The sequence below is a fragment of the Tamlana flava genome (assembly GCF_041287255.1).
Lineage (GTDB): Bacteria > Bacteroidota > Bacteroidia > Flavobacteriales > Flavobacteriaceae > Tamlana > Tamlana flava.
Window position 1 is genome coordinate 475,814 of sequence record NZ_JBGGTX010000003.1, and the last position, 25,844, is coordinate 501,657.

The 25,844-nt window shown below is 35.3% G+C and carries 25 protein-coding genes; 15 read left to right on the plus strand and 10 right to left on the minus strand.

Annotated features, from left to right (window positions below; genetic code table 11):
* The first annotated feature begins 19 nt into the window (after positions 1 to 19).
* The 3 genes from ACB104_RS11215 to ACB104_RS11225 all read left to right on the plus strand — a co-directional run bounded on the left by ACB104_RS11215 (position 20) and on the right by ACB104_RS11225 (position 2,800).
* A complete protein-coding gene (locus tag ACB104_RS11215) occupies positions 20 to 508 on the plus strand; it encodes a hypothetical protein (protein WP_370478761.1) in 489 nt (162 codons plus the stop codon).
* Between the two features lie 176 nt (positions 509 to 684).
* Positions 685 to 1,431 carry a hypothetical protein gene (locus tag ACB104_RS11220; RefSeq protein WP_370478763.1) on the plus strand — a complete coding sequence of 249 codons (747 nt, stop codon included), beginning with the start codon at positions 685 to 687 and terminating at the stop codon, positions 1,429 to 1,431.
* A gap of 235 nt (positions 1,432 to 1,666) precedes the next feature.
* Positions 1,667 to 2,800, plus strand: a complete 1,134-nt coding sequence (locus tag ACB104_RS11225; RefSeq protein WP_370478764.1) for a toxin-antitoxin system YwqK family antitoxin — start codon at positions 1,667 to 1,669, stop codon at positions 2,798 to 2,800.
* Positions 2,801 to 2,964: 164 nt separating this feature from the next.
* Here the strand turns inward: ACB104_RS11225 and folK are convergent, their stop codons facing one another.
* Positions 2,965 to 4,095 carry a 2-amino-4-hydroxy-6-hydroxymethyldihydropteridine diphosphokinase gene (gene folK, locus ACB104_RS11230; protein WP_370479098.1) on the minus strand — a complete coding sequence of 377 codons (1,131 nt, stop codon included), beginning with the start codon at positions 4,093 to 4,095 and terminating at the stop codon, positions 2,965 to 2,967.
* 79 nt (positions 4,096 to 4,174) lie between these two features.
* Between folK and ACB104_RS11235 the strand changes: the two genes are divergently transcribed.
* The 3 genes from ACB104_RS11235 (at position 4,175) to rpsU (ending at position 6,083) form a co-directional block, all read left to right on the plus strand.
* The gene (locus ACB104_RS11235) at positions 4,175 to 4,690 is read left to right on the plus strand and encodes a gamma carbonic anhydrase family protein (protein WP_370478766.1); all 516 of its coding nucleotides are present in this window, start codon (positions 4,175 to 4,177) and stop codon (positions 4,688 to 4,690) included.
* Between the two features lie 302 nt (positions 4,691 to 4,992).
* On the plus strand, positions 4,993 to 5,856 hold the full coding sequence (locus ACB104_RS11240; RefSeq protein ID WP_370478768.1) for a sigma-70 family RNA polymerase sigma factor: 864 nt from the start codon (positions 4,993 to 4,995) through the stop codon (positions 5,854 to 5,856).
* A gap of 32 nt (positions 5,857 to 5,888) precedes the next feature.
* Positions 5,889 to 6,083 carry a 30S ribosomal protein S21 gene (rpsU, locus tag ACB104_RS11245; RefSeq protein WP_370478769.1) on the plus strand — a complete coding sequence of 65 codons (195 nt, stop codon included), beginning with the start codon at positions 5,889 to 5,891 and terminating at the stop codon, positions 6,081 to 6,083.
* Positions 6,084 to 6,128: 45 nt separating this feature from the next.
* On the opposite strand, the gene ACB104_RS11250 is transcribed toward rpsU, so the two are convergent.
* On the minus strand, positions 6,129 to 6,356 hold the full coding sequence (locus tag ACB104_RS11250; RefSeq protein WP_370478771.1) for a hypothetical protein: 228 nt from the start codon (positions 6,354 to 6,356) through the stop codon (positions 6,129 to 6,131).
* Between the two features lie 82 nt (positions 6,357 to 6,438).
* Positions 6,439 to 7,233, minus strand: coding sequence for a DUF2797 domain-containing protein (locus ACB104_RS11255; protein ID WP_370479099.1), 795 nt, complete (start codon positions 7,231 to 7,233; stop codon positions 6,439 to 6,441).
* Between the two features lie 42 nt (positions 7,234 to 7,275).
* Between ACB104_RS11255 and ACB104_RS11260 the strand changes: the two genes are divergently transcribed.
* A complete protein-coding gene (locus ACB104_RS11260; protein WP_370478773.1) occupies positions 7,276 to 8,793 on the plus strand; it encodes a GH3 auxin-responsive promoter family protein in 1,518 nt (505 codons plus the stop codon).
* Between the two features lie 486 nt (positions 8,794 to 9,279).
* Here the strand turns inward: ACB104_RS11260 and clpX are convergent, their stop codons facing one another.
* The 6 genes from clpX to ACB104_RS11290 all read right to left on the minus strand — a co-directional run bounded on the left by clpX (position 9,280) and on the right by ACB104_RS11290 (position 14,757).
* A complete protein-coding gene (clpX, locus tag ACB104_RS11265; protein ID WP_370478774.1) occupies positions 9,280 to 10,512 on the minus strand; it encodes an ATP-dependent Clp protease ATP-binding subunit ClpX in 1,233 nt (410 codons plus the stop codon).
* 74 nt (positions 10,513 to 10,586) lie between these two features.
* Complete coding sequence (clpP, locus tag ACB104_RS11270; RefSeq protein ID WP_370478776.1) at positions 10,587 to 11,261, minus strand: ATP-dependent Clp endopeptidase proteolytic subunit ClpP; 675 nt, start codon at positions 11,259 to 11,261, stop codon at positions 10,587 to 10,589.
* A gap of 142 nt (positions 11,262 to 11,403) precedes the next feature.
* Positions 11,404 to 12,732 carry a trigger factor gene (gene tig / locus ACB104_RS11275; protein WP_370478778.1) on the minus strand — a complete coding sequence of 443 codons (1,329 nt, stop codon included), beginning with the start codon at positions 12,730 to 12,732 and terminating at the stop codon, positions 11,404 to 11,406.
* Between the two features lie 87 nt (positions 12,733 to 12,819).
* The gene (locus ACB104_RS11280) at positions 12,820 to 13,179 is read right to left on the minus strand and encodes a phage holin family protein (RefSeq protein ID WP_370478779.1); all 360 of its coding nucleotides are present in this window, start codon (positions 13,177 to 13,179) and stop codon (positions 12,820 to 12,822) included.
* 35 nt (positions 13,180 to 13,214) lie between these two features.
* On the minus strand, positions 13,215 to 13,979 hold the full coding sequence (locus ACB104_RS11285; RefSeq protein ID WP_370478781.1) for an alpha/beta fold hydrolase: 765 nt from the start codon (positions 13,977 to 13,979) through the stop codon (positions 13,215 to 13,217).
* A gap of 64 nt (positions 13,980 to 14,043) precedes the next feature.
* Positions 14,044 to 14,757: a pyridoxine 5'-phosphate synthase gene (locus ACB104_RS11290; protein ID WP_370478783.1), complete on the minus strand. Its 714-nt coding sequence runs from the start codon at positions 14,755 to 14,757 to the stop codon at positions 14,044 to 14,046.
* Between the two features lie 89 nt (positions 14,758 to 14,846).
* On the opposite strand from ACB104_RS11290, the gene ACB104_RS11295 reads away from it, so the two are divergent.
* The 8 genes from ACB104_RS11295 (at position 14,847) to murI (ending at position 23,135) form a co-directional block, all read left to right on the plus strand.
* Positions 14,847 to 15,506, plus strand: coding sequence for a CBS domain-containing protein (locus ACB104_RS11295; RefSeq protein ID WP_370478785.1), 660 nt, complete (start codon positions 14,847 to 14,849; stop codon positions 15,504 to 15,506).
* A 3-nt stretch (positions 15,507 to 15,509) separates the two neighbouring features.
* A complete protein-coding gene (locus ACB104_RS11300; RefSeq protein ID WP_370478786.1) occupies positions 15,510 to 16,394 on the plus strand; it encodes an NAD kinase in 885 nt (294 codons plus the stop codon).
* A 123-nt stretch (positions 16,395 to 16,517) separates the two neighbouring features.
* Positions 16,518 to 17,204: a type IX secretion system protein PorG gene (porG, locus tag ACB104_RS11305; protein WP_370478788.1), complete on the plus strand. Its 687-nt coding sequence runs from the start codon at positions 16,518 to 16,520 to the stop codon at positions 17,202 to 17,204.
* A 1-nt stretch (position 17,205) separates the two neighbouring features.
* Positions 17,206 to 17,946 (plus strand): undecaprenyl pyrophosphate synthase, encoded by a 741-nt coding sequence (gene uppS / locus ACB104_RS11310; RefSeq protein WP_370478790.1) that lies wholly within the window; start codon positions 17,206 to 17,208, stop codon positions 17,944 to 17,946.
* Entirely contained in the window at positions 17,879 to 20,533 is a 2,655-nt protein-coding gene (gene bamA / locus ACB104_RS11315) for an outer membrane protein assembly factor BamA (RefSeq protein ID WP_370478791.1), read from the plus strand. Before uppS ends, bamA begins: the two co-directional genes overlap by 68 nt.
* A gap of 210 nt (positions 20,534 to 20,743) precedes the next feature.
* Entirely contained in the window at positions 20,744 to 21,745 is a 1,002-nt protein-coding gene (locus ACB104_RS11320; protein ID WP_370478793.1) for an OmpH/Skp family outer membrane protein, read from the plus strand.
* A gap of 41 nt (positions 21,746 to 21,786) precedes the next feature.
* Positions 21,787 to 22,287, plus strand: coding sequence for an OmpH/Skp family outer membrane protein (locus tag ACB104_RS11325; RefSeq protein WP_370478795.1), 501 nt, complete (start codon positions 21,787 to 21,789; stop codon positions 22,285 to 22,287).
* Positions 22,288 to 22,355: 68 nt separating this feature from the next.
* Positions 22,356 to 23,135: a glutamate racemase gene (gene murI, locus ACB104_RS11330; protein WP_370478797.1), complete on the plus strand. Its 780-nt coding sequence runs from the start codon at positions 22,356 to 22,358 to the stop codon at positions 23,133 to 23,135.
* 24 nt (positions 23,136 to 23,159) lie between these two features.
* Here murI and ACB104_RS11335 read toward each other — a convergent pair whose 3' ends face one another.
* Complete coding sequence (locus ACB104_RS11335; protein ID WP_370478799.1) at positions 23,160 to 25,835, minus strand: AsmA-like C-terminal region-containing protein; 2,676 nt, start codon at positions 25,833 to 25,835, stop codon at positions 23,160 to 23,162.
* Positions 25,836 to 25,844 lie beyond the last annotated feature (9 nt).

Genomic DNA, 25,844 nt, shown 5'->3' on the forward strand with positions numbered 1-25,844 from the left:
CAATAATTCCAGATGAACGATGAAAAATTATATCGCTAAAAACCTTCTAAGATTTGTCTTGTCCCTTATGGGGTTTATCATCCTTAATTCCTGTGGACAAAAAACAATTGATGAACATATTTTAGGAACATGGCACTCTAAAAAGCACAGAATTACGGTGCGCATAAAACCCGATAAATTTAAATTTTATTCCGACTCCACATTTACAACTTTAACAATCAATGAAGATAAAACTGTTAGCGGACATATTGGTTTGTCTGAAATTAAAAGCGGGAAAATTGGCGCAAATTGGTTGCTGTCTCCTGAGACGACAGGCGTTGCGTACACCATAAAATGTAAACTCCATGGAAAAATTTTCGAAAACGACCCTTTAGAAACCAAGGATGTTCAATTTTGGATAGGCCCAGACTTCTCTGAAAGCGACTGGGAACTGAGATATACCACAAATGGCGCACAATTCCCCATGGCCTTTATCTTTTTCGACAAAAAGGAATCTGATACAGATTAAACAGGCCATGACATCATAATTACTTGCTGTTTGTCTTGTCTCTAAATGTTTAAAAATCTAACTTAGCTAATCGACTGATATAAGTCAACTGTTGTGTTCATAGCTATAGGAATTGTTTCAATATTCAAATGACGTATATTGCCATGGTATTCTTCATTATAACCATAAAATAAACCATGATAAAATTCTTTAGAAAAATTCGTCAAAATCTCGTTTCGGAAGGAAAAACCATAAAATACCTGAAATATGCTATTGGTGAAATTATTCTAGTTGTTGTCGGAATACTAATTGCTATTCAGTTAAATACCTGGAAAGAGAACAAAAAGCTCAACGAAATAAGACATCAGTATTATGTACAACTTCTGGATGAACTTAATGATAATAAAAACTATATAAATGAAATCATAGAGAAATATAGCCAAAACATCTCTATGTATGATAGTCTTATTCAAAGTCAGAATTCACCCAATTTAACAACAGAGCAAATCCTTAAAACTTATTACTTAGTAAATTATCGTTATTATAATATTCTTTTTCAAACGGGCACCATTGAATCCCTTCAAAATACAGGTGAAATTAAATTGATCCCTCTTTCAATTCGTTACAAATTATTAAATTTAAAGCGTACCATGGACAGACGTGTTGTTGTAAATCAAGAGCTTAATCAGGAATTTAAGGATAGATCTAGAGCAGCAAATCTAATGGGCGCTTCTGGCCTTAGCCAACTTAACGACAATAAGATTTATTCAAACAAAACAATTTCTGAATATATGAAGGAATCTGAAGTGGAAATGATTTTATCATTAAATACTGCCCTATTAATTAAAAGAGAGAATGAAGAAATTACTGTTGTTGCTTGTAATGACTTATTAAAAGAAATTGGAAACATTGAAAATCTAATTCATTCCGAACTAAATAAATGAAATCAATTAAATCTGATACAGATTAAACCAATTAAAAAACAAAGTAATTACTTACAGTTTAGTTTGATTCTTAACTCATTTAAATCTAATTAAAATCTAACTTCGCTTACTTGTGCTGAACTTGTTTCAGTATCGACTGCTATAAGTCATTAAAACGACGCATATCATAACGTTGGCAATAATTTGTTCTATTATTTTTCCTAAATTGAAATTCCTAATCACAATTCATTTTCTAATGAAAAAACTCATGCTGCTTTTGCTAATATTCCCTTTTCTATTAAATAGCCAAACAGACCAAGTATTGGATACTATAAGCTTTGATGAAGTTGAATGGACAGAAAATTATACGGCACACAAAAAGGGGTTCGAAGAAGCCTTCACAGGAGTAGTAACATTTGCAGGGGAATTAGATTATCGTAGAGGGATTAGTTGGAGATTGCTGGATAACGGTTACTTTTCTACTGCAAATTTTGTCAATGGAAAATTTAATGGTCCCTACACTATATGGTATAAAAAGGGTGGTCAGAAAAAATCAGAAATCTCACTTTTAAATGAGCAGCGAGCAGAGATTACATTAGATGGGCCTAGAACTGAATGGTATGAAAATGGGCAGCTAAAGAGTAAGGGGGCAAATTATTATGGAGATATCCATGGTCTAAACTTCTCTTGGTATGAAGATGGACAGATGCAGAGTAAAAGAACTTTTGAGCGTGGTAACCCCATTGGTATTCATACATTTTGGCATCAAAATGGACATAAGGGATATGAAGTAACATACATAGATAAAGGTGAAATAAAAAAAATTGAATGGGATACTAATGGAATTATAATAAATGAATGGCCTAATCCAGACCAAGACAGTTATAGATTAAAAGGGTTTTTAGATGAGTTTGTTACCATTTTAAAATCTAGAGATTTTAATAGCCTTGAAAATTTATTTATATCTAAAGAAAAGTTCTTGATTTATATGGAAACAATGGCCGAATTTTATGAGGATTATGACTATAAAAATGATAAACAACTCAAACAGTTTAAAGAGATTAATAATGAGCAATGGAAGGAGGAGCTTGTGAATAATTATTTCAAAAGATTGGGTGTAAAAGAATTACTTGACAACGATGTTTTATTTGATGAGTATATTGAAAATGCAGCTATAAGGGGAATGAAATATGATTATTCCTTAATGTCGGACAACAAGAAAACCATAAAAATTAAATGGCCAGAAACAATTAATTATGATATATCAAACAACGTCGTTATTTATGCGGATGTAAATATTTTAATTGTATCTAATGAAAAACAATACGAAATGAAATTTTCACCGAGCTACTTTAATGGTAAATGGTATTTTACACCTCTAGGAAATTGAGAAACATGAAAAAACTACAACCAACATTCTATAACCGCAATTACGTCGAATTCGACTAAGTCCGAATCCACTCGGAATTGCTAACGCCAGTGCCAAACCGAAAAGCTTGCATACTTTAACCCGTAACTGACGGTTATACGAGACCGATAAGCGTGACTTCTAAACTAAACCCCACAAACCTCACCCAAAACCCATAAATAATCCTCGCGGTTTTCTACAAAATCGCGCTCGGAAACATCAATAACCTTTACGTTAAAATCTGTTTGGGTTTTTAAAAACTCCAAATAACCAGCGTTTATTTTTTCCAAGTATTCATCGGCTATGTTTTGTTCAAAATGCCGTCCGCGCTTTTTAATGTTTTGTTGCAAGCGCTCGGTATTTTGGTATAAGTAAACATACAAATCGGGTTTTTTTAAATCTTTGTACATCAGGTTAAAAAGCTTTCGGTACAATTGAAACTCGTCTTCAGGCAAAGTAATTTTTGAGAATATTAGCGATTTAAACACATCGTAATCACTTACAATAAAATCCTTAAACAAATCGAGTTGTGCCAAATCATCGCTTATTTGTTGGTAACGGTCTGCCAGAAAAGACATTTCCAAAGTAAAGGCATAGCGGTTGGCATCTTCGTAAAACTTGGGCAAAAACGGGTTGTCTGCAAAACGCTCCAAAATAAGCTTCGCATTAAAGTCGTGCGCTATTTGGGTGGCCAAACTGGTTTTACCTGCACCAATATTTCCTTCAATGGCCATATAATTGTATTGATAAAAACCGTAGGCCTTGCTCGGGTTTTTTAGCCAAATGTTAACCGGTTCCAGAACGGACTTATCAGTGGAATCATCCAACAAAGTGGCAACCGTTTTATCCAATTTCGGGTGCTTTATTTTTGAGGCAATATCATTAAGTGGTTGCAAAACAAACTTACGGTTTTGCATTTCAGGGTGCGGCACTTGCAAGGTTTTGGTGTTGATGATTTGGTCTTCGGCAAATACAATATCCAAATCTATGGTTCGGGCTTCGTAGGTGTTTTTCTTGGTTCGTTTTCGGCCTAAATTGGTTTCAATATTCAACAGGGCTTTAATTACCTTTTTGGGTTCCAAATGGCTTTCTAAAACCAGACAACAATTTAAAAAATCGTCACCCTTAAAACCAATAGCAGGCGTTTTGTACACTTTTGAAATCAACCTAATATGCCCGATCCGCTTATACATGGCATCAACGGCATTTTGCAAATTTTTAAACTTATCGCCCTTATTACTCCCCAGTGCGATATAAAAAATTGTAGGTTTCATCATAAAGCAAATTAATAAAAAGTAAATGGTTTCCTTTATATTTACAGGGCGTAATTTATTCACAACATACAACCATTTTACTATGCCAATAATAAAACCAGTAAACGGAAAATCACCACAAATACCAACCGATTGCTTTATAGCCGAAAACGCTACCATTGTTGGCGATGTTACTATGGGCAACCAGTGCAGTATTTGGTTTAGTGCCGTGGTACGCGGCGATGTTAACTACATAAAAATGGGCAATAAGGTAAACGTACAAGATGGTGCCGTAATACATTGTACCTACCAAAAACACGCTACCAACATTGGCAATAATGTATCTATTGGGCACAATGCCTTGGTACACGGCTGCACCATAAAAGACAATGTTTTGGTGGGTATGGGTAGTATTATTATGGATGGCTGTGTGGTAGAAAGCAACAGCATAATTGCCGCCGGTGCGGTGGTTACCCAAAATACCCAAGTGGAAGCAGGAAGTATTTATGCTGGTGTACCCGCCAAAAAAGTGAAAGATATTAGCCAAGAATTGATCTCTGGTGAAATAGACCGCATTGCCAACAATTACATTAAATATTCCAGTTGGTTTAAAGAATAGTGGGAAATCTTTGAAGTTTATCACTTGGGCGTTACCCGATTGGGTCTGGCTTTTCTTTACAATCTTTTTGTTCGTGCTTCACAAAAAGGATTTTCAATACAATCCCTAACGCAATCCTTTCAACAGAAATCAAAAGTTTAAAGCATCAAATTGTTCGTTTTTTACTCGAAAACCTTAAAAAATAGTTAATTTTTGAGATTTTTCGGCTATTTTTTGAAGAAAATCACCCATTTATTAGGATTTTAAATATAATCGTTTATGTTGTAGGAAACGTTTAATTTAAAATTTCAGACAAATAATATATGAGGCAATTAAAAATTACGAAACAAGTTACCAACCGCGAATCAAAATCTCTAGACAAGTACTTACAAGACATTAGTAAAATACCCTTAATAACCGCCGAAGAGGAGGTTGAATTGGCACAACGCATAAAAAAAGGCGACCAACAAGCTCTAGATAAACTCACAACTGCTAACTTACGTTTTGTTGTTTCAGTCTCAAAACAATATCAAAATCAAGGTTTAAAATTGCCCGATTTAATAAACGAGGGTAATGCGGGCTTGGTTAAAGCTGCAAAACGCTTTGACGAAACCCGAGGGTTTAAGTTCATTTCCTATGCTGTTTGGTGGATTCGTCAAGCTATTCTTCAAGCTTTAGCCGAACAATCTCGAATAGTTAGGTTACCTTTGAACAAAATTGGGGCCATCAATAAAATCAACAAGGCCTATTCACATTTGGAGCAAACACATGAGAGACCACCAAGTGCACACGAAATAGCCAACAGCTTGGAACTTACCGAAAGCAATGTGAAGCAATCCATGAAAATTGCTGGCAGGCATGTATCGATGGATGCTCCCTTAAAAGAAGGCGAGGACTTTAGTTTATACGATGTTGTTAAAACAGATGAAACACCAAGACCTGATGCTGATTTAATAAAAGACTCATTGAATACAGAAGTTAACCGTGCTTTGGACTCGCTATCCGAAAAGGAAGCAGAAGTCATCAGGCATTATTACGGCATTAACAAAAAACACCCCATGAGCCTTCAAGAAATTGGCGACGCTTTTGGGTTAACCAGAGAACGCGTAAGACAAATAAGAGAAAAAGGTATCCGCAGATTGCGACATACTTCAAAAAGTAAAGTATTAAGAACGTATTTGGGATAGTCCTAAATCATAAATCAATTTAAAATACATCTATGTTAAAAATTATTGTAAAAGATGGCGAAAATATAGAGCGCGCCCTAAAACGCTACAAACGCAAACACCGAAACATTAAGGTGATGCAAAACCTAAGAGATAATCAGTTTTTCACAAAACCTTCTGTTAAAAGACGCCGTGAAATACAAAAAGCATCTTATATACAGAGTCTAAGAGACCTAGAAGATATATAAAATAAAAATGGTCCCGTCTTTATTTCAATAAATCGGACGGGGCTGTTATTCCTTTTTGTAATTAATGGGTCTGTCTTTATAGAAATTTTCGAAGGTTTTATCTGGGGTGTATTTATCTTTTAAAACCTTGTACACCATAACCAAAACAAACAACTGCCCAATGCACATGGTATAAAATATAATACTAAAACTAGTATTCATACCAACCATTATGGGCAACATCACAAGCAAAAATGTGGTAAGCCCCACATAAAATAATACTGGAATTTTCATTCGTTATTCTTTATTGATTTACTAAAAAGATAATAAAAATCAGTGATTTAAAAACACTTCATCCAGTTAAAATTTCCTAAAATTACAGGATTGCAATTTGAAGAACCAAACCCTCATTGGCACGGACATTAAAAACAGTGTCGTCTTCAAAAATGAGGTACTGCCCTTTTATACCGACCAACTTCCCTATATACTGTTCTTTTTTTAAAATGTTCAAACTTTTGGGTTTTTCAGGGTAATGGTTTACAGGAAATTCCAAATTGGTTTCATTATTGCTTGCAATAAAATAATCCTTGGCTTCATCTGGTATAAATGGCTTCAATTTTTCGCGCCATTCTACCAAATCTTCATCTTTAATGTCATTTTTAAGCATGGTACGCCAATTGGTTTTGTCGCTTACATGGTCTTTTAAAGCCACTTCGGTAACACCAGCCAAATACCTGTTGGGCACCTCAACAATTTCAATAGCCTCGTGGGCACCTTGGTCAATCCAACGCGTAGGCACTTGGCTTTTTCTTGTTACACCAACTTTCACATTACTGGAATTAGCCAAATAAACAATATGCGGTTGTAACTGTACTTTTTTTTCATATTCCAAATCACGGTCTTCCTTACCTAAATGTGCAGTGCTCAACTCAGGGCGCATAACCCAATCTGCAGCTTGTGGCACATCATAAAAACAGCTTTTACAAAACCCCTGCCTGTAAATGGGTTTATCCAATCCGCAATTTAAACATTGGTACTTAATGAATTGCAAACTAATTTTTTTATCCAATAATTGGTTCATGTTTATAAAATCATGTTCAAACACCAAGTAGTATTGAATTGGGCTTGAAAATTCCGTTTCCATTTTTGTTAAAACACCTTGGTAGGTCATAAAAAAAAACATTATTTTTAAAAACTTAAAGATAGCTGAAAAATGCCAATACCCATAGTAAATTCAATTGCTTCTTGGTTTTTGAAAAAACGGTTCCATCAAATTGAACTGTTTTTAAAATACCCGAACGAAGTACAGAACGAATTGCTTTTGCATCTTATTGACACTGCAAAAAATACCGAGTTTGGCAAAAAATACGACTTTGCTTCAATAAAGAATTACAAAACCTTTGCTGAGCGTATTCCCATCAATAACTATGATGCGTGGCAGGATGACATTGAACGAAGCCGAAAGGGAGAAAACAATGTTTTTTGGCCTACTCCTATAAAATGGTTTGCAAAATCTAGTGGCACAACACGTTCCCGAAGCAAATTTATACCGGTAAGCGAAGAATCTTTAGAGGATTGCCATTATGCAGCAAGTAAAGATTTGCTTTGCATGTACTTAAATAACAACGAAAACTCCCAACTGTTTACTGGCAAGAGCCTGCGTTTGGGAGGCAGCAAAGAATTGTACAAAGAAAACGGAACGATATTCGGCGACCTTTCAGCCATTTTAATTGATAATATGCCGTTTTGGGCTGAGTTTAGCAGTACACCTAGCAATAAAGTTTCGTTAATGAGCGATTGGGAACATAAAATGCAGGCCATTGTTAACGAAACCATTAACGAAAAGGTTACCAGTCTTGCCGGCGTTCCTTCCTGGATGTTAGTTTTGCTTAATAATGTTTTAGAAACTACCGGAAAAGAACATTTACTTGAGGTTTGGCCCAATCTGGAAGTCTATTTTCACGGCGGGGTAAGTTTTACACCTTATGTAAACCAATACAAAAAAATACTTCCAAAAAAAGATTTTAAATATTACGAAACATATAATGCTTCGGAAGGTTTCTTTGCGATACAGGATCAAAACGATTCAAACGAACTGCTGCTTATGTTGGACTATGGCATTTTTTATGAATTCATTCCCATGAATGTTTATGATACTAATGATGAAAGAGCAATTCCGTTGAGCCAAGTGAAACTTGGGCAAAACTATGCTATGATTATAACCACCAATGCAGGTTTATGGCGTTATAAAATTGGAGACACCATAAGGTTTACTTCATTAAACCCATACCGAATTAAAATTTCTGGACGAACAAAACACCATATTAATGTTTTTGGGGAAGAGTTGATTATTGAAAACGCCGAAAACGCACTTAAAAAAGTATGCAAGCGTACAAAATCCGAAATAGTTGATTTTACTGCTGCACCAATTTTCATGCAGGGTAAAGAAAAAGGAGCTCACGAATGGCTCATAGAGTTTAAAACCCCACCAAAAGATATTGACTATTTTAATGAACTGTTTGATAATGCTTTAAAAGCCCTAAACTCAGATTATGAAGCCAAACGTTACAACAACATAACCCTAAATAAACCAAAAATAAATATAGCCAGAAAAAATTTGTTCTACGACTGGCTGAAGGAAAACAATAAACTAGGCGGACAACATAAAATACCCAGACTGTCTAACTCTAGAAATTACATGGAGGAGCTTTTACGTTTAAATTCCCTATAATAGTCTTTCCGAAAACCCCGATAAAATAAGTACTTAACGAATTATAATATGCTTAGTCTAAGATTTTTTTGCTCTGAGATACTGGATTATATTTATTGTCTCATTAATCCTAATCCCTTGTAAAAATGGAATAATAAAAATAGATTACAGTCGCAAGGATTTGGAGAATCCAAGCCTTTGGTTGATTGCAAAACAATTGCTCTGATGATGACTAACAGGCCAACAGACATGTAGAGTTTTTAATTTTAGATTAACAAAAATCGATTAAGTGTAAACCCTATAGTTTTTTAACGAGTATTTCGTCTAATAATCTAAAAGAAATTTAAAAGCTTTGCGAGTTCTACAAATAGGAATACTTTTAACAAAAATAAAACACAGACATAAAGAATTATAGTGCGAATATCCATTATTAATTAATATCCATAAATAAAAAACCACGCTTTTCGGCGTGGTTTTTTATTCACTATAATATATTTTATTCCAAAGCTATGATACGGCTTTGAGTTTCTTTAAAGTTGTTTTTGTTAACTTATCTTCAGCATAAGCTTTTGTAACGTTCAAGTTTTTTTCATCACTACTAGGCATCTCGAACATAGCATCAGTTAGGATTTCTTCACATAACGAACGCAAACCTCTTGCCCCTAATTTATACTCGATAGCTTTATCCACTATAAATCCAAGAGCTCCATCTGTAATAGAAAAATCAATTTCATCCATTTCAAACAACTTTTTATATTGTTTTATGATGGCATTTTTAGGCTCTGTGAGTATAGCCCTTAAGGTTTCAGCATCCAATGGATCCATATATGTCAACACAGGCAAACGACCAATAATTTCAGGAATTAAACCAAAATCCTTTAAATCCTTCGGAATAATATACTGTAACAAATTATCCTGATCAACGATATCATCAGACATGGAAGCGCTATAGCCAACAGCTTGCATATTTAGTCTTTTTGAAATAACGCGCTCTATGCCATCAAATGCGCCACCAGCAATAAATAATATGTTTTCGGTATTTACCTCAATGAATTTTTGATCAGGATGTTTACGGCCACCTTTGGGCGGAACGTTTACCACGGTACCTTCCAATAGCTTCAATAAAGCTTGTTGAACGCCTTCACCCGAAACATCTCGAGTAATAGAGGGATTATCACTTTTACGAGCAATCTTATCAATTTCATCAATAAAAACAATGCCCTTTTCTGCTTTTTCCAAGTTGTAATCTGCCGCTTGCAACAAACGTGTTAGAATGCTCTCAACATCTTCACCAACGTATCCAGCCTCTGTTAGCACAGTAGCATCAACAATAGCCAATGGCACATTTAACATTTTTGCAATGGTTTTGGCCATCAAGGTTTTACCGGTACCTGTTTGACCAACCATGATGATATTACTTTTTTGAATATCTATATCGTCTTTTGAAGCTGGTTGAAGCAATCTTTTGTAATGATTATAAACGGCAACGGACATAACTTTTTTTGTCATGCTCTGCCCTATAATATACTCGTCAAGAAATGCTTTAATTTGTTGTGGTTTGCGAAGTTTTAGCTCTGCAGATAGGTCGCTGCTATCGTTCTGTTTTGATTCCTCAATAACAATACCATGAGCTTGCTCAATACACCTATCGCATATGTGGGCATCCAATCCTGCTATTAATAAGTTTGTTTCTGGCTTTTTACGACCACAAAACGAACATTCCAATTCTTCTTTTGCCATTAATCTAATTTATTTTTGGGAATGAATTGTAATAATCCCCTCTGAAACAAGTTAATAAAATTACGTATTTTTATTTAATTACGAAACAGTATCTCATCAATCATGCCATATTCCTTGGCTTTATCGGCTTTCATCCAGTAATCTCTATCACTGTCTTCATATACTTTATCATAAGTTTGACCGGAATGCTTACTGATAATTTTATACAGTTCCTCCTTTAAAATTAAAATCTCCCTGGCCGTAATTTCAATGTCACTAGCCTGTCCTTGTGCACCGCCAAGAGGCTGATGTATCATAACTCGGGAATGCGTCAATCCACTGCGTTTACCTTTAGCACCCGCACATAATAATACGGCTCCCATAGATGCAGCCATACCTGTACAAATAGTAGCTACATCAGGTTTTATAAACTGCATAGTATCGTAAATACCTAAACCAGCATAAACACTTCCGCCCGGTGAATTGATATAAATTTGAATATCCTTCGAAGCATCGGTACTTTCTAAAAACAACAGTTGAGCCTGAACAATGTTGGCCACCTGATCGTTAATTCCAGTTCCCAAGAAAATAATCCTATCCATCATTAAACGAGAGAACACATCGAAAACAGCGATGTTCATTTGACGTTCCTCAATAATATTTGGCGTTAGATTGGTGGGATACATACTACTGATGATTTTATTGTAATATGTGCTGCTAATGCCTTGATCTTTTATCGCGAATTTTTCAAATTCCTTTGCGTAATCCATAATTTATTTTGTAATTAATCTTTTAAACTCCTGACTTACATCAAGATGGAATAAAAAGCATTTTGAATTAATGATTTATTTTGAATAAAAAGGCGCTTAAATCTGTTGATTTAAGCGCCTAAAGATAAGCATTTATTATTACCTATTTGTCACCGTAAACTTCTTTTACAAAGTTTTCGTAGCTCAACTCTTTAACTTTTAAGTTTACTTTTTCTTTGTAGACAGATAGTAATTTTTGACTGATTAACTGTTCTGAAATTCTGCGTGCCTCATCTTGGTTTGAAAGTACACGCGCTGCAATATCATCCAATTCTTTATCAGAAGGATTCATTTGTCCGAACTGGGCCATTTGGGCCTTAATCATTTGTCTGGCATGATTTCTAATATCATCCATAGTTATTTGGATGTTATTATCTTCAATCAATTTACCTTCAATTAATTGGTAACGCAAACTTTTTTCAGACTTCTCATATTCTTCTCTGGCTTGATCTGCATCCATTTCTTTTTCGCCAGCAGTTTGCATCCATTTTGTTAGGAACTCAGCTGGCAAATCGAATTCGGTATTTTCAACCAAGTACTCTGTAACGTCATTCAAAAGTTTTTGATCGGCTTGCTGCACAAATTGTTTTTCAGCATCTTCTTTAATCTTCGCTTTTAATTCGGTTACAGAAGTAACTGTTCCTTTTGGAAAAAGTTTATCGAACAATTCCTGATCCAAATCTGCCAATTCACGTTTGTTGATTTCCTTAATTTCAAAAGTAACTTCAATATCCAAGCCGTGTACATCATCATGACCTAATTTTAAAGCATGCATCAATTCGTGCTCATCATCATAAAGTCCTTTGGTTTTTAAAGTAACCATATCGCCAACTTTAGCACCGATAAATTGTTTTTCAGTAGATTTTCCCTTGAATTTATCCAAAGTCAAAGTTACCTTATTTTCAATCTCTCTTTCTTCGTTTTTGAATGTTCCTGTTATTTCGCTTTCCTTTTCAACAACCTCTTGAGAAACCAATTTTCCGTATTGCTTTTGAATACGTTCAACCTGCTCGTCAATCATTTTATTGTCGGCCACAATATTGTATTGCGTGATAGCCTTTTTACTTTTAAGCTCTACTTGAAATTCTGGAGCCAAGCCCAATTCAAATTCAAAAGAAAATTTATCGGCATCCCAATCAATGTTATCTTGAGTCTTTGGTAATGGCTGTCCCAAAACATCCAACTTTTCTTCAGTTAAATATTTATTTAAGGCATCTTGCAGTAGCTTATTAACCTCATCAACCAAAACGGCTTTTCCGTATTGTTTCTTAACCATGCCCATAGGCACATGTCCTTTTCTAAATCCTGGAATGTTTGCTGTTTTGCGGTAATCTGATAAGATTTTTTCCACTTTATCGCTATAATCTTCTTTCGCGATATCTACTTTAACTACAGCATTTAATGCATCAACGTTTTCTCTTGTAATATTCATTTTAAAAATCGATTCTTTGTATAACCAAAATTGGGTTGCAAAAATAGTATATTTTTACATCCCACCAAAGTTTTTAAATGCCTGATTCTAAGTTCTTTTTTTATCCTCTTTTAAAAGCGAATGCAGAATAGATTGAAGCACCGAAAGCAGTATACTGAACAACAGAGCAATCCAAATGCTACTTACTGAAAAACCTTCAATTAATTTGTCGGCCAACAAGATAATAAGTGCATTAATAATGAGTAAAAATAGCCCTAGTGTTACTATAGTGATTGGCAAGGTTAAAATGACCAAAATAGGCTTTACAAAAAGATTTAAAACAGATAATACAATAGCCACAATTATGGCAGTTACATATGAATCTAACATAACCCCGTTGTTTCTAAGCAAATAGGAAATGATAAATACCGCTAAGGCGTTTAATAGAAGTTTTATTATGAGTTTCATGATTATTTATCTTTGAAGGAAAGATACAAAATTAATCAAGAAACAAACTGCAACACGACTTCAAAAAAGTCCTCAGGGCTTTCTGCATGCAGCCAATGCCCAGAATTTGAGATGGTAACAATTTTGGCTTTTGGAAAATGGCTTTTTATAATACGCTCATCGCCGACGCCAATATATTCAGAGCGGTCGCCACGAAGAAACAACGTGTCCTTATCAAAAGTAGCGTGCGATGGCAAAGGCTCTCCTATTTCCGATACTTCATTTTTTAACACTTCCAAATTAATACGCAGGCCCAATTTACCTTTTTCAACCCAATACAAATTTTTGAGCAAAAACTGACGTATGCCAACTTCAGAAATATATTCGCTCAATACTTTATCTGCTTCACCGCGGCTTTTTACTTGGTCATAATCAATGGCACTCAATCCGTTTAAAATAACATCATGGTGAACGGGATAAAAACGAGGGGAAATATCGGCCACTATCAATTTGGAGACCAGTTCAGGATATTGCGTTGCGAATAACATTGCTGTTTTACCTCCCATGGAATGCCCCAAAAGAATAATATCTTTTAGGTTGTATGCCTCACAATAACTTTTTAAATCTTCTGCTAGAATTTCGTAACTAAAATCATCATCATGAAAACTTCTCCCATGATTTCGCTGGTCAACCAAATGGACTTGAAACCCTTGCTCACTAAACTGTCCGCCCAAGGTTTTCCAGTTATCTCCCATGCCCAAAAACCCATGCAGAATAACAAACGGTTTTCCTTCTCCAATTATGTTTGAATATAAAAGCATTTTTTATTTACGAATTACAATTTTAGATTTTGATTACCATCAAATGACTAACAACCAACAACTATTATTTAAGCCTATGAAGGTACATTTGAATAACATTTTCAACACCCAAATACAGACTTTCGGCAATCAAAGCATGCCCAATGGACACCTCTAATAAACCAGGTATATTTTCTTTAAAAAACTTAATATTATTTAAAGACAAATCATGACCGGCATTAATGCCAAGCTCTAGTTGATTAGCTAATTTGGCACTTTCTGTATATGGCTTTATGCCTTCTTTATTCCCTAAACTATATTGGTATGCAAAACCTTCGGTGTATAATTCAATTCTGTCCGTCCCAGTTTCCTTGGCACCTTCAATTTGCTTTAAAACCGGATCTACAAAAATTGATGTTCTTATACCATTATTTTGAAATTCCTTAATCACATCAACTAAAAAATATTTGTGCTTTATGGCGTCCCATCCAGCATTACTTGTTATGGCATCTTCAGCATCTGGAACAAGCGTAACCTGAGTGGGTTTTACCTCTAAAACCAAATCCATAAACGACTTAATTGGGTTGCCTTCAATATTATATTCTGTATAAACAACTGGCTTTAAATCACGCGCATCTTGGTATCGAATATGGCGCTCATCCGGCCTAGGGTGTATCGTGACCCCTTCAGCCCCAAAACGCTGTATATCTTTGGCAAATTGAACAACATTTGGCACATCACCACCCCTAGAATTTCTCAATGTTGCAATCTTATTAATATTAACGCTTAACTTGGTCATAAATCTGTTTTATTCAGCAAAAATACAAAGTAGAACAAGCATACATAGCATTTTTTTGATTAATTTGCAGTCCTATTCATAATGACAAGATGCGACTTTCAGAATACATAATTAATGACGTAAAACCGTTAAGCATTAGTAGCAAGGTCAGTGATATGCAACTACTATTTAACCAGTTAACGTTTTCACACATTCCTGTAAAAGATGCCCATGGTAATTTTTTAGGATGCTTTTCTGAGGCGGATGCCCATTGCTTTGACAGTGCCCAACCACTTAGTGAATTCCTGTATGCTTTGGAAGATTTTTATGTTAGGGATAACACGCCTTGGCTTGATATTCTTGAAGAATTTGCAGTAAACTCTGCTAATGTCATGCCCGTTTTAAATAGTATAAATGAGTATTTGGGCTATTATGAACTTAAAGATGTGATTAGCCTGTTTGGGCATTCACCATTTTTTACGGAAGCTGGAGGCATTTTGGTTGTGGAAAAAGGTATAAATGATTACTCGTTTAGTGAAATAAGCCAAATTGTAGAATCAAATGGAGGAAAGATTTTAGGGGCTTTTATTTCAAAAATGAATTCAGACTTGGTGCAGGTAACACTTAAAATAGGTAATACAGGACTTAACGAAATTATTCAAACGTTTAGAAGATACAGCTACAATATTATTTCTGGGCACGAAGAAGACGGCTATTTGGAAAGCCTAAAAGAACGTTCTGACTATTTAAAGAGATATTTAAATATATAGCGCATGAAGGTTGCCATTTTTGGACGATTTTATAACAAAACCACCTCGGCTTCGGTAATAACACTTTTTAATTATCTGGTAAAAAAGGATGCCGATGCTTATATAGAAACCGAATTTTATAATCTCATAAAAAGCAAGTCGTCCATTATCAAAGATTTTGAATCTTTTAAAACTTTTGACACGCTGGACCCTTCTTTTGACCTGTTGGTAAGTGTTGGTGGCGATGGCACCATTTTAAGGGCCATAACCTTTGTAAAAGATATCGATATTCCCATAATTGGAGTTAACACTGGAAGGCTGGGTTTTTTGGCCACCATTCAAGTTGATGATATTGAAAGGGCTATTCAAAATATTATTGACGGTAAATACAAAATTTCCGAACGCAGCCTTTTATCCGTTGAAACTTCACCCGAAAATAGCGATATCAAATCGCTCAATTTTGCATTGAATGAAATTGCGGTTAGTAGAAAGAATACCACATCCATGATTACGGTTGAAACGCATTTAGATGGCGAATATTTGACTTCTTATTGGAGTGACGGCTTAATTGTATCCACGCCCACTGGTTCAACGGGATACTCTTTAAGCTGTGGTGGTCCTGTTATAACACCCAGCACCAACAGCTTTGTTTTAACGCCTATTGCGCCTCACAACCTTAGCGCACGACCGTTAATCATACCAGACTCAACTGAAATACAGCTAAAAGTTGACGGACGTGAAGAGCAACATCTCGTTTCTTTGGATTCCAGAATTGCTACCTTAAATAACGGCACAACCATCAAAATAAAAAAGGCCGATTTTAAAATTAAAATGATTGACCTTTTAGACGAAAGCTTTTTGGATACTTTGCGCAAAAAACTTCTTTGGGGTGAAGATAAGCGGAATTAAACTCGCTTTCCCCCTACGTTAGAAACAATAATTCAAAAGAAAATCTGTTTTACACTAATACTATTGGGCTCAAATTATTCTAGGCTCATCTTATTTATTATATTTGCAAACTTTTGAATATTTATGAGGCATTTAACCATATTAATATTTAGTGTTTTAAGCATAAATTTTAGTCACTCTCAAATCAACGAAATAGGTGTGTTTGTCGGCGGAAGTAATTTTATAGGCGATGTGGGCGCTACAGATTACATTTCTCCAAATCAACTGGCCATAGGCGGAATTTACAAATGGAACCGCAGCAAAAGGCATTCATACCGAGCCTCAGTTATTTTTACAGAGTTGGAAGGCATTGATAACAACTCTGACGACCTGCGCCGCATTCAAAGAGGATATGAATTTAATACCAAAATAACTGAAATCTCAGCTGGAATGGAATTCACCTTTATGGATTTCAATCTGCATTCTGGCGAAAAACTTTGGACACCTTATCTTTATTCAGGGATTAGTTTGGCTCACCACGACAATTATTATTTTTTAAATGGCTTGCAAACCCCAGAGAATTCATCCAGTTGGGCATATGGCGTACCAATAACCTTGGGCTTTAAAACCAATTTTTTAGGCAATATTATTTTAGGTATAGAAGTCAGTGCTCGATACACTTTTTCAGATGAAATAGACGGAAGTATACCAGACGACCAATGGAGGCAACAGTACCGTTTTGGAAACATAAACAATAACGATTGGTACGTTTTTTCAGGGATTACCTTAACATATACCTTTGGCGAGAACCCTTGCTTCTGCGTAGAATAAAATGGATTTAAAAAACAGCATACATACTGACAGATTGCCCGAACACATTGCCATAATTATGGATGGCAACGGCAGATGGGCAAAACAAAAAGGTATGGTGCGCGCTTTTGGCCACGAAAATGGAACAAAAGCCGTTAGAGAAACCGTTGAAGCTGCTGCAGAACTAGGTATAAAAAACCTAACACTTTATGCGTTTTCCACAGAAAACTGGAACAGGCCAAAATTGGAAGTGCAAACACTAATGAAACTGTTGGTGTCTTCTTTAAAAAAGGAAATTAGAACACTACAGGAAAACAACATCAAACTTAATGCTATAGGAGCACTGAACACGCTGCCCAAAACGGTTCATAACGAACTTTTTGAGGTAATGGAAAGCACCAGCAAGAACACAAGAATGACTTTAACATTGGCTTTAAGCTATGGTTCACGAGAAGAATTGCTAAACACTGTTAAAGAAATTAGCATTAAAGTTAAAAATAATATAATTTCGCCCGAAAATATCGGTGAATCGATTATTAATGAGCATCTTTACACGCATAATTTACCAGATGTTGATTTGCTCATTAGAACAAGTGGAGAACAACGAATAAGTAACTTTTTACTATGGCAAATAGCTTATGCAGAATTATATTTTACAAGTGTTTTATGGCCAGATTTTAAAAAGCAGCATTTGCATGAAGCTATTATTGAATATCAAAAAAGAGAACGAAGATTTGGGAAAACAAGTGAACAACTTAGCTAAGTTGCCTGCATTAACTTATATAAAGCACTTTCTTACTGTAATCATTTTTGCTGGATGTGTTGCAGTTCAAGCACAGGATGTCAATTACGAAAAAGGCAAAAAATACACCTTAGGGGAAATTTCGGTTTCTGGAAATTCCTCTTTTGAAGAACAAACCATAATCACATATTCTGGCCTTAGAAAGGGAAAGGAAATAACCATTCCAGGTGAAGACATTGCCAATGCCATCAAGAAACTTTGGAATTCTAAACTTTTTAGCGACATAGAAGTTTATGTTACCAAAATAGAAGGAGATGTTGCCTATTTACAAATTCAGCTTTCAGACCTGCCTCAGCTTAACGAGCTTAAGATAAATGGTGTAAGGAAAAGCAAAGTTGAAGGCATTATAAATGATAACAAACTTAAAAAAGGCGTCAAAGTTACCGAAAACTTGATAACTACAACCAAAAATTTCCTGATAAAAAAATATAAAAAAGAAGGCTACTACAACACCAAAGTTCATATCAACATCATAGATGTAAAAGATGATTCGCTCAAAACAGCCCGAGTGAATATGGTTTTAAATATTGACAAGGGTGAAAAAGTCAAGATATCGGATATCGTATTCAATGGCAATGATGTGCTAAGTGACAAAAGGCTTAGGAAAGCTATGAAAAGCACGAAAAAAATTAACAGACTCAGAATCTTAAAGCGGTCAAAGTTTATTGATTCGACATACCAAGCTGATTTAGGTCATGTTGTAGATGCCTATAAAGAAAATGGTTATCGCGATGCCAGAATATTGTCAGACAGTCTTGTGGTAAACAGTGATAAAACCATTTCCCTTTACCTTGATGTTAATGAAGGTGAAAAATACACTTTTGGAGATATTAATTTCATTGGCAACACGGTATATTCCAATGAATACTTAAACCGTTTGTTACGTATCAACAAAGGGGATACATATAATGGGGTTTTGTTGGAAAAGCGAATTGCAGACCCATCAAAACCTGATGCCTTTGATATCACGAACCAATACCAAAACAATGGATATTTATTCTCAAGCATAAACCCTGTTGAAGTAAGTGCTGATAATAATATTATAGATTTGGAAATTCGAATTTCTGAAGGAAAACCGGCTTATTTCAATAGTGTATCGGTAGTAGGAAACGACAAAACTAACGACCATGTTATTTATCGGGAGCTCCGAACGCGCCCAGGGCAGCTTTACAGTAAAGCCAATGTAGTGCGTACCGTAAGGGAGTTGGGGCAATTAGGCTTCTTTGATGCCCAAGAAATATCACCAAACTTCAATAACCCCAATCCCGTTGAAGGCACCATAGACATGGAATACTCTGTTAAAGAAACAGGATCCAGTCAAATTGAGCTGCAAGGTGGTTATGGCGGTGGTGGTTTTATTGGCACTTTAGGTCTATCGTTTAACAATTTTGCCATAAAAGACATATTAAAAAAGGAAGCCTATAAACCAATCCCGATGGGTGATGGACAAAGATTAGCGCTTCGTTTACAGGCTAGTCGCTTTTTTCAAACTTATAGTTTTTCATTTTCCGAGCCTTGGCTTGGAGGCAAGCGCCCTGTACAGTTTTCAACATCCGTATCGCATACCAAACAATTTTTGTACAATTATTTAACCAGAAATGCCGATAAAAGCAGAAGTTTTAACATAACAGGTATCACTTTTGGTTTAGCAAAACGGTTATCGGTTCCAGACGATTTCTTTACATTATCGCAAGCCATAAGCTTTCAACGTTATGATTTGAATAACTACAATACAGGCTTATTTACTTTTGGCAACGGTTACTCAAACAACTTATCATACACCATTGGTTTGAGCAGAAACAATACCAGTGTTGATCCTATTTTCCCTACGGGAGGTTCGAAATTTTCAACTACAGTTAAATTTTCTTTACCATATTCTTTATTTAATGGTGTCGATTACGATGAACTATCTGAAGAGTATAACGATGCGCTTCAAAGAAGAGCCAATGCTTCAAGTACTGCTGATTTAGCCTATATCAAAGCAAACAAGGAAATTACTGATATTGACCAAGAACGCTATAAATGGCTTGAATTTTATAAAATAAATTTCAAGGGCGAGTGGTATACCGAAGTAACAAAAAATTTAGTTTTAAGACCTTTGGTAGAATTTGGGTTTTTGGGTGCGTATAACCAAGCTCGCGGTGTTATTCCATTTGAGCGCTATTTTGTTGGCGGAGATGGTCTGGGTAATTATAGCTTGGACGGCCGTGAAGCTATTCAGTTACGTGGTTACCCTAACCAATCGCTGTCAGATCAGGATGGTGGTACCATTTATAATAAATACTCTTTGGAACTTCGTTACCCAGTTACCCTAAAAGCTTCAGCTAAAATCTATGCTCTTGCCTTTTTAGAGGGCGGTGGATCTTATAATAATTTTAGGGATTTCAATCCGTTTAATGTTTATCGCTCCGCAGGATTAGGTATCCGTATTTTCATGCCGGCCTTTGGTTTATTGGGTATTGATTTTGGTCACGGATTTGACCCATTACCGGGCGAAACTGGCAAACATGGTTGGGAAACTCACTTTATAATTGGGCAACAATTTTAAACAAATAAATTATTTTGGCACGATATTTTCTATTAACTCTCCGATGATTTGCATAAGAATAAAATTTTTAAGATTAAAATTCGTTAATTTTGAAGACATGATTCAAAAAGGCAGAAAAAATCATCTGTCGTTTTAGAATTTTTAATCCATAAATTATAAAATATTAAACCGATGCGAAATAACGTTCTTTTTTTACTGACATTAGTTTTTATGTTAAGCCTATCTTCTCTGTATGCACAACGTGGTGTAAGGATTGCTTACATAGACACTGAATATATTTTAGAGAATGTTCCTGAATATCAAGACGCCACCCAGCAGCTCAATACAAAAGCACAACAATGGAAAAATGAGATTGAGGAAAAGTTAGCTGCCATTGAGCAAAAACGCATTGATTTAAGTAATGAAAAAGCGCTTTTAACCAATGAACTTATTGAAGAACGCCAAGAAGATATTGATTTTGAGGAAAATGAAATATTAGACTATCAACAAAAACGTTTTGGCCCTAATGGTGATTTGTTCATTCAGAAAAAACAGTTAATGCAACCCATACAGGATCAAATATTTGCTGCAGTTCAGGATTTAGCTGAAGGAAGAAAATACGATTTTATTTTCGATAAATCATCTGACGCCGTGATGTTGTTCTCAGCAAAACAATTTGATTTGAGTGAGCAGATTTTAAGAAGTATTACAAGATCCGCAAAACGTAAACAAGCGCAATCTAAAGTAGAGAAAAAAGCTGCCGAAGAGGAAGAATTGATTCCCGAAATAAATGAAGAATTGGAAGCTAGGGAAAAAGCCTTAGAAGAAAAGAGGGCTGAAAGAGAAAGTGCTGTTGAGAAACGTAGACAAGAAATTTTGGCCGCAAGGGAAGCCAAGAAAAAAGAGGTCGAAGAAAGACGCCAAAAGATTTTAGAAGAAAGAGAAAAAGCCAGACAGGCTAAATTGGATGCCAGAAGCCAAACAAGTTCTTCAGCTAAAGTAGAGGAAAGCAATGAAACTAAAGGAGAAGAAACTGATGAAACAAAAACGGAAGAGGAAGCAAAACCAGAAGCTGAAACTAAAACACAGGCCGAACTCATAGAAGAAAACAGACAAAAGAAACTAGCTGAAAGAGAAGCCCGAATAAAAGAACTGGAAGAAAGAAAACAGAGAATTTTAGAAGAACGTCAAAGAAGGAAAGACAGTATAAATGCTGCGAGAAATAATAATTAGACAAAAATAAATTTATAACACACACTTAATACTATTTAAAAATGAAACAATTAAAAACTCTCTTATTTGCTACTGCACTATGTATTGGAACAGTTAGTTTTACACAAGCCCAAAGCAAAGTTGCACATATAAATACGCAAGATTTAATTGCAGCAATGCCAGAAGCAAAAGCAGCGCAAACAGAGATAGAAACTTTAGGAAAAACCTACCAAACAGATATTCAAGCTTCTATCACAGAATACCAAAATACTGTAAAACAATACGAGGCCGAAGCTGCTACAAAAACAGATGAGGAAAATCAAAAGAGAGGTTTAGAACTTCAAGAAAAACAACAACGCATCCAACAATTTAGAGCTGATGCCCAAAAAGATTTGGCTCAAAAAGAAGCCGAATTGTTTAAACCTATTCAAGATAAAGCCATGAAAGCTATCAACGAAGTAGCTAAAGAGCAAGGTTACCAATATGTTTTGGATAGAGCCACATTGATTGTTGCTGACGGAAAAGATATTTTGGAAGATGTAAAAAAGAAATTAGGCATCTAATAAATTAATCTTTATTTAAATATATTTAAGCTGTCTTTTAAAGGCAGCTTTTTTATTTTTGCTATACTATGAACGAGCAACCGATCGGCATTTTTGATTCTGGAGTTGGTGGCACTTCCATTTGGAAGGAAATCCATGCGCTTTTACCTCATGAAAACACCATTTATTTAGCCGATAGCGCCAATGCTCCATACGGTCCAAAGGGTAAACAGGCCATTATAGAACTCAGCAAAAAAAACACTGAATATTTATTGAACAAAGGCTGTAAGATTATTGTGGTAGCTTGCAATACCGCCACAACCAATGCCATTGATTATTTACGGGCCAATTACAATGTTCCTTTTATTGGAATTGAGCCCGCTATAAAACCTGCCGCACTACAGACAAAAACAAGCACTGTTGGCATTTTGGCCACCAAAGGCACTTTGAGCAGTGAACTGTTTTCTAAAACATCAAATCTATTTGCAAAAGACATTAAAGTTATCGAACAAATAGGAAATGGCATTGTAGAACTTATTGAAGACGGCAAACTATATTCAGAAGAAATGAAAGCACTTCTAAAAGTTTATTTAGAACCTATGATTGACGCCAACATTGACTATTTGGTTTTGGGTTGTACCCACTACCCCTATTTAATTCCAATCCTGGTTGAGCTTTTACCTAATGATGTGAAAATCATTGATTCTGGCGAAGCTGTTGCAAGACAAACAAAAGCAATTCTAGAAAAGAATCAACTGACAAATACAAGTATATTAAAACCTAAAAATGATTTTTTTACAAATGGCAATCCAGAAATAGTAAAATCGCTTTTATCAGATAAATACAAAGTCGAATACTTGGCTTTTTAATATTGAATTCACAATATCCAACTATTATTTCACCGTATCCTTTTTCTTTGCTGTACCAAATAAATTGCCCAGTGCGGCTTTAACATTATTTACCGTTGTACCAGTTTTAGTGCTATCTGCATCTTTTTTTGTGGCAGTGCCTTTTACAATATCATCCAAAACATCCTTAACAACATCGGTCTGCTTCTGTTTAACAGAATCTGTTTTTGTTTTGTTAGTTCCAATAACACCGCTTATCAAGTCTTTTACTTTGTCCTTACCTTGATTAAGCAATTTTTGCTTTTCAATCTCAATAAGTTGTTGGGTAAGGTTTTTTACACCACCTGTCAAATCAGTTTTAACATTTGGCGAAGTAAGGTTTCCTGTAATATTCGCAGTAACAGGTATGGTGATATTATTCACCTCAGCATCGTTTATTTTACCGATTAACCTATTGACTTCACTTCCCAAATATTTAGCCGGCACGTTAAAAACAGCATTATAATCTACCGTTTTGTCAAAACCATGGGAGCCAGAAACGGTTATGCCAATGTCTTTATATTTTAAATCGAATGGCTTTACACTTACCTTTCCGTTGGCAAATGAAAGATGGGTTTTCACATCTTTTAAATCTAATTCATCAAAATCAACAAAACTTAGGGCTCCTTCAAGTTTACTCAAAATTTGACTTTGGTCGGCACTTATTTTTGTAGTTAACAATTGTGCCAAGGCATCTCCAGAAATACTTTTTAAATCGGGTGAAAACTCATTGTCCAAATTCCCTGAAAGCTTAAGATTTGTATTTATTTTACCTTGGATTAATTTTGCAATTGGCGCAATGTTTTGAAGCAATTCCATCTCTTTAAAAGATTTACCAATATCAAATCCGTCGGCACCTAAATTTAAGTTGAAAGTAGGCACTTCATTTTTTGTTGAAACATCTCCCGAAATAGACAAAGCACCATCAAAAATACTTGATTTCATGTTTTCAAGCCATACCTGTTGGTCCTTTATGTAAAGTTTCCCGGTTACATCTTTTAAACTTAAATTGTCATAAACAACAGTATTGGCACTGGCAGTTATCATGCATTCTAAAAAAGCGGGGATTTTCAAAGATTCCGCATCGCTAATGGTTTTATTGTCCGCCGATTTTTCCTTATCCTCAGACATAAAATCACTAACTATAAATAAATTGGATGTTATATTAAAATTACCCTTTAAGGTATTATCGCTTAACAAAAGGCCAAATAAATTTTTAATGGTACCCGTAGCGTTCAAATCGCTATCACCAGTTCTGGCCTTAAAATTATTCAAGGTCACCGTGCCCGGATTAAAGGTCATATCCGCTTGTGAAATATGAATGGGGTTCGCAATATCCTCTGATGAAAACACAAAATCGGTAACACTAACAGCACCATTGTTCTTAATACGCTCGTAAGCGTTGGTTTCAATAGCATTCATGTCAAAAGCCGTGTTTAATTTCCCTTTTAAAATACCACTCAATTGATTCTCCAATTCAACAGGATACACCTTTGTAATGTTCGCCAAATTGATAATTCCATCAAGATTGGCGTTTACCTGCATATTTTTGGTAATGTTTTTTAAAGTAGCTGATGATTTAAACACATCGTTATCTATCTTAAAATTCAGTGCGTTAATATCTACATAAGTGTCATCAACATTACCTGAGGTATTTTTGATGCTGGTATCAATAGTAATATTTTCAACCCGTTTCGGCAAATCCGGATATTTAAACGAGGCATTATTTGAGGTGATGCTAATGTCTAAAGTCGGGATGGTTTCATCGGTCACCATACCTTTTATAATGCCCTTTACTTTAAAGTCGCCCGTAGTTTCAACATTCTCGATGTCTTTGGAATAGGTTTTTGGAATAACTGCCAAAAAGTTTTTAAAATCCGATTCTGGGTTTTCAAAAGTAATGTCTATATCTTGACCGTTTTCAAGAAGTTGCACATAACCTTGAAATTCAAGAGGCAAATCATTTATAAAGCCTTTGTTTTCCTGAAAAGTGTATTTGCTGTTATTTAAATCCATGTCAATCAAAGCATCGAGTTTCACTGGGTTGTTGGACAAATAATTGGTGCTATCCATTGAAAAGCTAACGTTGGCCTCACTTTTTGTATCCAATTCTGAAGCATCAGCAGAAAATATCCCATGCCCAGAATGATTTAACTCTGTAATATAAATGGTCATATTTGACGCTTCATCAAGATAGGTAAATGCACTTTTATTGATGGCATAATCTTCAACATCAAAAGCAAAACCACTACTTTCTGTGGCCGAATCTTCACCTGTTTCTTTTACAATATCATAGTTTTCATTGCCAAACTTGTCCGTTTTTAAGGTGAGCATGGCCTGATCAACCGTAATTGAATTTACTACAATAGGGCCATCACTTGCTTTTTTAAAAAGCTCCTTAACAGACATGGTGAATGAAATATTTTTTACTGAAGCTAAGGTTTCGTCATTAAACGGCTGAAAATTGGTAATGACCAAATCTGAAACACCAACATGCGCCTTGGGAAAGCTTCGAATAAAACTCAAACTAACATCGCTGAACTCTACCTGTGCGCTTAGGTTTTGGTTAATAAACCGCTTCACCATTTCCTTTATCTGACCTTGAAATGCAAAGGGTATGGCAACCAACAGTGCCAATATAATCAATATGGTTAATCCTATAATTTTTAAAGCTTTCTTCATGGGGTAGTG